Source organism: Phaeovulum sp., assembly GCF_041596715.1.
Classification (GTDB): Bacteria; Pseudomonadota; Alphaproteobacteria; order Rhodobacterales; family Rhodobacteraceae; genus UBA6213.
In genome coordinates, this window is record NZ_JBFHIA010000131.1 from 1 (window position 1) to 8,716 (window position 8,716).

General features: G+C 65.1%; 8 protein-coding genes. 4 read left to right on the plus strand and 4 right to left on the minus strand.

Going from position 1 to position 8,716, the window contains the following annotated elements; all coding sequences use genetic code 11:
* The coding region (locus ABY403_RS10000) for an SDR family NAD(P)-dependent oxidoreductase (protein ID WP_372840652.1) at nt 1-357 on the plus strand (357 nt) is incomplete at its 5' end.
* Between the two features lie 3 nt (nt 358-360).
* Here ABY403_RS10000 and ABY403_RS10005 read toward each other — a convergent pair.
* A complete protein-coding gene (locus tag ABY403_RS10005) occupies nt 361-795 on the minus strand; it encodes a hypothetical protein (RefSeq protein ID WP_372840653.1) in 435 nt (144 codons plus the stop codon).
* Between the two features lie 112 nt (nt 796-907).
* Here ABY403_RS10005 and hemF point away from each other — a divergent pair, with 112 nt between their 5' ends.
* Together hemF and ABY403_RS10015 are read left to right on the plus strand one after the other, a co-directional pair.
* Complete coding sequence (gene hemF, locus ABY403_RS10010; protein WP_372840654.1) at nt 908-1,783, plus strand: oxygen-dependent coproporphyrinogen oxidase; 876 nt, start codon at nt 908-910, stop codon at nt 1,781-1,783.
* 181 nt (nt 1,784-1,964) lie between these two features.
* Nucleotides 1,965-4,040 carry a DEAD/DEAH box helicase gene (locus tag ABY403_RS10015; RefSeq protein ID WP_372840655.1) on the plus strand — a complete coding sequence of 692 codons (2,076 nt, stop codon included), beginning with the start codon at nt 1,965-1,967 and terminating at the stop codon, nt 4,038-4,040.
* On the opposite strand, the gene hemE is transcribed toward ABY403_RS10015, so the two are convergent.
* Nucleotides 4,037-5,071 carry a uroporphyrinogen decarboxylase gene (hemE, locus tag ABY403_RS10020; protein ID WP_372840656.1) on the minus strand — a complete coding sequence of 345 codons (1,035 nt, stop codon included), beginning with the start codon at nt 5,069-5,071 and terminating at the stop codon, nt 4,037-4,039. The genes ABY403_RS10015 and hemE overlap by 4 nt on opposite strands.
* Nucleotides 5,072-5,164: 93 nt before the next feature.
* Between hemE and hemC the strand changes: the two genes are divergently transcribed.
* The gene (hemC, locus tag ABY403_RS10025) at nt 5,165-6,103 is read left to right on the plus strand and encodes a hydroxymethylbilane synthase (RefSeq protein WP_372840659.1); all 939 of its coding nucleotides are present in this window, start codon (nt 5,165-5,167) and stop codon (nt 6,101-6,103) included.
* An 18-nt stretch (nt 6,104-6,121) separates the two neighbouring features.
* Here hemC and ABY403_RS10030 read toward each other — a convergent pair whose 3' ends face one another.
* Nucleotides 6,122-7,345, minus strand: a complete 1,224-nt coding sequence (locus ABY403_RS10030) for a hypothetical protein (RefSeq protein WP_372840657.1) — start codon at nt 7,343-7,345, stop codon at nt 6,122-6,124.
* Between the two features lie 2 nt (nt 7,346-7,347).
* On the minus strand, nt 7,348-8,716 hold a 1,369-nt coding region (locus ABY403_RS10035), incomplete at its 5' end, for an FAD-binding oxidoreductase (RefSeq protein ID WP_372840658.1).

Consider the following 8,716-nt stretch of genomic DNA (forward strand, 5'->3'; position numbering starts at 1 on the left):
ACCCTCGCAGGGCGGCGCGCATATCCAGAATTGCTCGCCTACTCGATTTCTTGTGCGGCTGTCGAACAAGCCACGCGCTCGCTGGCGATGGCTTTGGCACCTCGCGGGATACGGGTGAACTGCGTTTCCTTCGGCTCATTGATGAGCGCAAGCTTGCATGGCGCGCTCAAGGCGCATGGCGACTGGCGTGAAGAAATCACCCAAGGCACACCGATGGGCCGCATCGCGGCCGCGGGCGAACTGGCCGAGGCGGTGCAATTTCTTGCCTCGGATGCGTCTGGCTTCATGACCGGGCAGGTGATGACCGTCGATGGCGGGCGGAGCCTTGGCGATCCGGTCGCGGTGCCGGCGTTCTAGCGATTACTCGGGATAAAGCACACGGCACTGGGCGATTTCGGCCTCGGCCTTACGCCGGAGTTCGGCGCGCTGTGCGATCAGCCCATCACGCTTGCGCCGCTCTGCCGCCGGGTCGATCGCAACGCGGCGCTGCAATGTCACCGTGAATGGTTCGAAGCATAGACTTTCGCGCGTTTGCGGGGGCGGCGGTGGCGCGCTGCCGGGCGGCCCCGGTGGCGGGGCTGGCACAGGGACCACGCAGCGCACCCAGCGCATTTGGGTTTCTTGATAATCTTCCCAAGCATACCCGCGCGCCAGATTTCCCTCGACCTCGGCGAGCAAACTTTCGACCGCCTCCAACTCTTGCGTTGCGCGCCAGATGCACCGTTCTTGTGGGGTGCCGCAGGCAAGCAAGCCCAGCACAAGGGCGAAAGGCAGCAGGCGAAGGAAGCGGTGCATGGCAATCTCCGAACGAAACTTGAATATCATCGCGCCGATACCGGTTTTAAGCAATTCACGAAACGCCCGAGCCTTGTTAGAAGGCGCACTTGGGCAAAGGTGGGGGGTGGCCATGGCTAACGAGTTTGAAAGCGAAAAAGCGGCGGCATCCGCGTGGTTTCGCACCCTGCGCGACCGCATCGTTGCGGCCTTCGAGGCGGTCGAGGACGAGGGTGCTGGTGCCGCGCCGGGCCGATTTGAGTTGACCGAGACGCGGCGCACCGCGCCGGATGGCAGCTCAGCGGGCGGTGGGCTGATGAGCGTGTTGCGCGGCGGTCGGGTGTTTGAAAAGGTCGGGGTCAATGTTTCGACCGTCTGGGGCCAACTTGGCGGCCGCGCGGTTGCGGCGATGGCCGCGCGCGGTGTGCCGGGAATGGATAGCGACCCGCGCTTTTGGGCCTCGGGCATCAGCCTTGTTGCGCATATGCAAAATCCGCATGTGCCTGCGGTGCACATGAACACGCGGATGTTCTGGACGCCGGGGGCAAGCTGGTTCGGCGGTGGTGCGGACCTGAACCCTTGCATCGAATATCCTGAAGACACCGCGCATTTCCACGAACAGTTGCGCATCGCCTGCGCAGCCCATTCGCCCGAATACTACCCGCGCTTCAAGGCATGGGCCGACGAGTATTTCTTTGTGCCGCACCGCGGCCGGGCGCGGGGTGTCGGCGGCATCTTTTACGACGATCTGGCGAGTGGCGATTGGTCGGCCGATTTCGCCTTTACGCGCGCGGTGGGCGAGGCGTTTCTGCCCGCCTATCTGCCGCTGGTGCAGCGCCGCCGCGGTCTTGAGTGGGGCGAGGCCGAAAGGGAAACCCAACTGATCCATCGCGGCCTATATGCCGAATACAACCTCGTCTACGACCGTGGCACGAAATTCGGGCTTGAAACCGGGCATGATGCGAACGCGGTGCTGATGAGCCTGCCGCCCTTGGCGAAATGGGTGTAAGCTAGGTTCGGCCGATTTTTCGGCGTTGGCCGCAACAGTTAGGCACGCATTGATTGCCCAATACCTGCGGTGAAGGCCGTGGGGTGGAAGGCCCAGCTTATGCAATGAGGCTATACAGAGGGCGCGATTCCCGTTATTGGCCTCGCTTCGCGCCTGTGCGCCTTTAGCCGAAAGAGATCCAATGACTGAGTTCGAGGGCGTCCACCCCAGCCTTGCAAGAAGCCTATCGGCCAAGGGGTATGCGGCGCTCACACCGGTGCAACTCGCCGTTTTGGCGCCAGACGCCATTGCTGCTGACTTGTTGGTTTCGGCGCAGACCGGATCGGGCAAGACCGTTGCCTTCGGTCTTTCCATGGCGGCGCAGGTATTGGGCGATGCGGCGCGGCTGGGCCCTGCCGATATTCCGCGTGCGCTGATCATCGCGCCGACGCGCGAATTGGCGATGCAGGTGAAACGCGAGCTTGAATGGCTTTATGCCGACGCGGGCGCAGTAATTGCGGCATGTGTGGGCGGGATGGATGCGCGCGCCGAGCGGCGCTCCTTGGAGCGCGGCGCGCATATCGTGGTGGGCACACCGGGGCGTATTTGCGACCATATGCGGCGCGGTGCGCTTGATCTGTCGGGCTTGGACGTGGCCGTGCTTGACGAGGCAGACGAGATGCTCGACCTCGGTTTTCGTGAGGATCTTGAGTTCATCCTTAAGGCAGCGCCAGCCGAGCGCCGCACGCTGATGTTTTCGGCTACCGTCTCGCGCGATATTGCGGCCTTGGCAAAGGGCTATCAGCGCGATGCAAAGCGCGTCTCGACCGTGGCCGAGCGCGAGCAGCACCATGACATCGAATACCGCGCGCTTCTGGTGGATCAGGCTGATCGCGAGAACGCCATTGTCAACGTTCTGCGCTATTACGAGGCGCAGCGGGCGCTGGTGTTTTGTTCGACACGCGCGATGGTCACGCATCTGGCTGGCCGGTTTTTGAATCGTGGCTTTCAGGTGGTGGCGCTATCGGGCGAACTTAGCCAGGCAGAGCGCAGCCATGCCTTGCAGGCGATGCGTGATGGGCGCGCGCGCGTTTGCGTGGCAACCGATGTGGCAGCGCGCGGCATTGACCTGCCGGGGCTGGAGTTGGTGGTGCACGCCGATCTGCCGATGAACCGCGAAGGGCTGTTGCACCGCTCTGGCCGCACTGGGCGTGCAGGGGCCAAGGGTGTTGCCGCGCTGATCGTGCCGTTTTCGGCGCGCCGCAAGGCCGAACGTCTGTTGGCCGCAGCCAATGTAGCGCCGGTCTGGGCCTCGGCGCCAAGCGCCGAAGAGGTGAGCGCGCGCGATGTCGAGCGGTTGCTTTCGGAACCGGTGCTGACAACGCCCGCAACGGGTGACGAAGCGCCGCTGGTGGCGCGCCTGATGCAGACCTATGACGCAGAAGCGCTGGCGGTTGCAGTGGTGCGCCAATACATGGCGCAGCGTTCTGCCCCCGAAGATCTGGCCGTGGTCAGCCCCGACGGGGCAAAACCGCGCGCGCGGGTAGAGTTTGAGGAAAGCGTCTGGTTCAGCCTGACGATCGGGCAGGAACGGCGCGCCGACCCGCGCTGGCTGCTGCCGATGCTTTGCCGCGCAGGCGATCTTTCACGCCGCGACATTGGCGCGATCCGGGTGCAGGAAACGCGCACCCTTGTGCAAATCCACGCTGACGCCGGGCCGCGCTTTGTTGCAGCACTGGGCGCAAATATGCAGCTTGAAGAGGGGATCGAGGTTTCCAAGCTCGATCACGCACCAGTTGGCACCGAGGCGCATTCGGCCCCGCGGGTAAGCGAGGGCAGGGGCCCCGCACCGGCTGCGCCGCGCACTTACGGTACGAAAAAGCCCTATGGCGAGCCTGCCCAAGACCGCAAGCCCTACGAAAAACCGGCGCGCACCAAGTCTTTTGCCGAAAAGCCTTATGGCGGCAAGTCGGCACCCGAATCCTTGCGCCCCGCGATCCGCGAGGCTTCAGAAGCTCAGCGCCCGGTGGAAAAGGTCTCGCCACCTACCGCCCCTGCCAATGGCGCCCCTGCAAAGAAACCTCACCGCAAAGGCGCCGCGGCTTATGACCCGCTCAATGCCCCTTCGCGCCCGGTAAAGCTGCGCGCGCGTGATGCGGGCGAGGGCGACGGGCCTGCCAAGGAACGTGGCGCGGGCTGGGCCAAGCCAAAGACGAAGGCCAAGCCCGCCGGAAAGCCGGGTGCCAAGTTCGGCAAGCCCGGCAAACCCAAGGTTTAACCTGCGGCGCGCACCGTTTCGACCATCAGCGAGACATTGTCAGGGTCGGCATCCGGTGTGATGCCGTGCCCGAGGTTGAAGATATGCGGGCCTTGGCTGAATGCCCGCACGATGCGGCGGGTTTCCTCGACCAGCTCTTGACCGCCAGTGACCATGTGTCGCGGGGCGAGGTTGCCCTGCACGCAGCCATCCTTTTGCACATTTGCCGCTACCCATTCAGCCTCGACAGAATTGTCGATCGCCACGCAATCTGCACCGGTGGCACGGGCAAAGCCCACGTAGCGCTGCCCCGCTTCACGCGGGAAAGCAATTACCGGAAGGCCAGGGTGGCGCGCCTTCAGCTCTGAAATGATCCGTGCCGCCGGAGCAAGTGCGAAATCGTCGAAATCGCGGCCTTTCAGGCTACCGGCCCAGCTATCAAACAGCTTCACCACTTCGGCCCCTGCGCTGACCTGCGCCGACAGGTATTCTATCGTTGCCTCGGTCAGCAGGTCGATCAGGGCGGAAAAAGTGGGGCGGTCGGCGGCCTTCAGCGCGTGCGCGGGGCCCTGATCAGGCGTGCCGCGCCCGGCGATCATGTAGCTGGCCACGGTCCACGGTGCCCCGGCAAAGCCAATGAGCGTGGTTTCGCGCGGCAATTCGCGGGTCAGGATGCGGAGCGTCTCGTAGATGGGGGCGAGGTGTTCGTGGATGTCGTCCTTGCCCTTCAGCGCGGCTAGTTGCTTGGGCCCGGTAACGGTCGAAAGCCGCGGCCCCTCGCCCGTTTCGAACCACAGGTCAGCGCCAAGCGCTTGCGGAAGCAAAAGAATATCCGCAAACAGAATGGCCGCATCAAAGCCGAAGCGGCGGATTGGTTGCAGCGTCACCTCGGCCGCAAGGTCGGGCGAATAGCAAAGCGACAGGAAATCGCCCGCCTTCGCGCGTGTGGCGCGGTATTCGGGTAAATAGCGCCCGGCTTGTCGCATCATCCAGATCGGCGGCGAGGGCAGGGTTTCGCCCGCTAGGGCGCGCAGCATCAGCTTTTGGGTCATTGGGCACTCCGTTTGTCCCTTCATCGCGGGCGAGCGGGCGATGTCAAGCACCCTGCGCCTTGCGTGGCGCTTTTGGCGCGGTTAATGGGGGGCATGGAATTGCCATCGCCCCAGAACCCGCTGAAGATCGGCACCCGCGGCAGCCCGCTGGCGCTGGCGCAGGCGCATGAAACGCGCAGCCGCCTTATGGCCGCGCATGATCTGCCCGAAAGCGCCTTCGAGATTGTCGTGATCAAGACCACCGGTGACAAGGTGCTTGATCGACCGCTGAAAGAAATCGGTGGCAAGGGGCTGTTTACCCGCGAGATCGAGGATGCCTTGATCGAAGGCGGCATCGACATTGCCGTGCATTCGATGAAAGACATGCCGACGCTGCAACCCGATGGGTTGCTACTGAACTGCTATCTGCCGCGCGAAGACGTGCGCGACGCCTTCGTCTCGCTGCAGCACGCGCGGCTGGCCGATCTGCCCGAGGGGGCGGTGGTCGGGTCATCCAGCCTCAGACGCCGGGCGCAATTGGCCAACCGCCGCCCCGATCTGAAACTGGTCGAGTTTCGTGGCAATGTGCAAACGCGGTTGAAGAAGCTGCATGACGGCGTGGCCGAGGCGACCTTTCTGGCGATGGCGGGGCTGAACCGGTTGGGGCAAGCGCAGGTGGCGCGCGGCCCGATCGAAGTGGGCGACATGCTGCCCGCCGTGGCGCAAGGCTGTATCGGTATCGAAAGGCGCGCAGCGGATGCGCGTGCCGAGATGCTTTTGGCCGCCATACATCACGCACCCACCGGCCTGCGGCTTGCGGCCGAGCGCGCCTATCTGACAACCCTCGACGGGTCTTGCGAAACGCCGATTGCGGGGCTCGCGATACTAGAAGGCGACACGCTCTGGCTGCGCGGCGAGATCCTGCGCCCGGATGGCTCCGAAGCAATCGCCGCCGAGGCGCGCGCCCCGGCCGCCGATGGCGCAGTCTTGGGCGACAGCCTTGCGCGGCAGTTGCTGGGCATGGCGCCAAAGGGCTTTTTCGACTGGCGCTAGGCTTGCGGCCTGCCTGTTTTAAATATTTGCCGCTGCGCCGACCGGGCCTCGGTCGAGCAGCCATAAAAGCGTGATGCCCGCAATCGCCAACCCCGCGCCCAGCATCGCCGCCAGCGCGTAGCCCGCGATCCATGTGCCAAGCGCAAAGGCAGACGCGGCAAAAATGTCGCCCGCAAGTTTTTGTACCGCCATCAGGCTGGCCCCGGCACCGGGCCGGTTGCCCAGAAGGTCCTGCAAATATGCGATGGGCAAGGTCATCGCCAGCGCCCCACCTGCCGCGGCAGGCAGCGCCAGCAGCCATAGGAACGGCGTCGCTGCCAGCAGCGGCATCGCAACCAGATGCACCATATAGGTGACGGTGCCGACCAGAATCAGCGTATTGCGCGCAAAGTGGCGGGCGACCAGCGGCGTGGCCAACATGAACGGCACCTCCAGCCCCGCTACCAAGCCCACATACAGCGCCACATCGGCAGGCCCGCGCCCCTGCGCCTCGGCCATCACAAGGCCGATCAGCACAAGGTAGAGCGTGATCGCACCATTCACCGTGCCCAGCAGCGCCACGCGCCCCAGCACGCGCGGCACCGCCAATTCGCGTAGCGCATGCCTGAAGCTTAGGCCCGAGCGCGGGTCGGCCCAGCGGGTCGCGCCATCACGCGGCCAATGCGCGATGGTCAACACCAGCATCAATGCGGCCAGCGTTGCGGCCACCGGGTAAATCGCCATCAGCCCCGCCCCATGCGAAAACGCCAGCGACCACAGCGGCAGCACCACGATGAAAGGCAGCGCGAAAAGCGCGCGCAGTGTCGCCAGAATGGCGTCGCGCGCGCCGGGAGGGTGTGCGCTTGCCGCCAGCCGCGCATAGGCGAAGATGTGGCCAAAGAGCACCGTCGATAGCGGCAGCGCCAGCGCGTGCGCCACCACAAAGGCCGATGCCGCGCCCGTCACAACCACACAGACCATCCCCAGCAGCATCGCCGATACTGCCAGCATTGCCACCAATCTGCGGCTGGCGCGTTGGTCGGCCAGAATGCCCAAGCCCACCGCGCTTGCAACCGCCACAACCGATGCTGCCACCAGCACCAGTGCATAGCCAGCATCGCCCAGCCCGAAGGCGTTGACCGCAAGGGTCGAGACGTAGGGCATGACCGAGGCGTTGAATGCGCCGTAAAGCATCATCAGCAGTGCCGCGAGCCGCAGCGCCGGATCAGCCAGAAACGGGCGGAACAGCTCCAGACTGCGCACGATCAGGGTAAGACCTTTCCGGGGTTGAGAATGCCTGCGGGGTCGAGCGCCGACTTGATCGCGCGCATCGTGGCAAGTGCCACCGGATCCTTGTGCGCGGCCATTGTGGCGCGTTTGGAAAGGCCCACACCATGTTCGGCCGAAAAGGTGCCGCCCATGCCAACCGCCTCTTCGGCCACCGCTGCGCGGATCGCTTCGCTGAGCTCGGCATCGTCTCGCGTTGGATAGGCGGTATAGTGGATATTGCCGTCGCCCAGATGCGCGACGACCATTTCTTCGGCCCCGGCGTCAAGCGCCGCCAGCCGCGCCGCCATGCACGTCAGAAAATCGGCAACCCGGTCAAGCGGCAGCGCGATGTCGGTATCGACCAAGGGCGCGCGGTTCAGCGTGATCTCGGCCGCGGCCTCGCGCATCGACCAAAGCTTGCGCCGCTGCGCGTGGCTTGCCGCCAAGACTGCCTCGCGCACAGTGCCCGCCTCGAAGGCTTCGGCCAGAAGCGCCTGCACGGCTTGCGCCAGCGCCGGTTCACCGCCGGCAGACATCGCGGCATCGTCGGGCCGAGTGCTGGCAATTTCGAACAGGATATTCGTGGCGCAAGGCGGAAAGGGGCAGGCAAGCTCGGGCCGGCACGCGGCCAGCCGCGCCATATAGCCTCGGGGCATGTATTCATATGCCTCGACTGCGCCACCCGTCGCCTCTTGCAGCCGGTGCAGCAGGGCAAGCGCCTCGGGCAGGCTGTCCATCCCCAGCAGGCCCGTTACGTGCACGCGCGGTGCGGGGGCCAGACGCAGGACCGCTGCGGTGATGATGCCCAGCGTGCCCTCGGCACCAATAAAAAGATCGCGCAGATCATAGCCGGTATTGTCTTTGTAAAGCGCGCTCATGGCGTTCAACACACGCCCGTCCGCCAGCACCACTTCGAGCCCCAGGCAAAGCGCGCGGGCATTGCCGTGGCGCAGCACGTTCGAACCACCCGCGTTGGTCGAAAGAAACCCGCCCACCTGCGCCGTGCCGCGCGCCCCGAAGGTCAGGCCGAAGGCCAGATCCACGCTCGCCGCCGCCTCGTGCAGCCGGTCCAGCACCACGCCCGCCTCCGCCACCAGCGTGCGCGCCGCGGGGTTGATGTCGCGAATACGGTTGAGCCGTTCGAGCGACAGCATCAGGGCGTTCTGGGCAAAGGTTCCGCCATTCAGCCCGGTGTTGCCGCCGACCGGCACTACGGCCACGCCTGCGGCCGAAGCCAGCCGTAGCACCGCGGCCACTTCGCTCGTATTTGCGGGTCGCAGCACGGCGCGTGGTTGCCAGTGGTACTTGCCCGTCCACTCGCGCCCGAAGCCCGCGGCATCGGCCCCGGTCAGCACGTTCGTGGCC

What these genes read in the sequence shown, in the direction of transcription:
- ABY403_RS10005 (WP_372840653.1), bottom strand. Translation starts at nt 795, where the DNA reads ATGCACCGCTTCCTTCGCCTGCTGCCTTTCGCCCTTGTGCTGGGCTTG.
- hemF (WP_372840654.1), top strand. Translation starts at nt 908, where the DNA reads ATGGCTAACGAGTTTGAAAGCGAAAAAGCGGCGGCATCCGCGTGGTTT.
- ABY403_RS10015 (WP_372840655.1), top strand. Translation starts at nt 1,965, where the DNA reads ATGACTGAGTTCGAGGGCGTCCACCCCAGCCTTGCAAGAAGCCTATCG.
- hemE (WP_372840656.1), bottom strand. Translation starts at nt 5,071, where the DNA reads ATGACCCAAAAGCTGATGCTGCGCGCCCTAGCGGGCGAAACCCTGCCC.
- hemC (WP_372840659.1), top strand. Translation starts at nt 5,165, where the DNA reads ATGGAATTGCCATCGCCCCAGAACCCGCTGAAGATCGGCACCCGCGGC.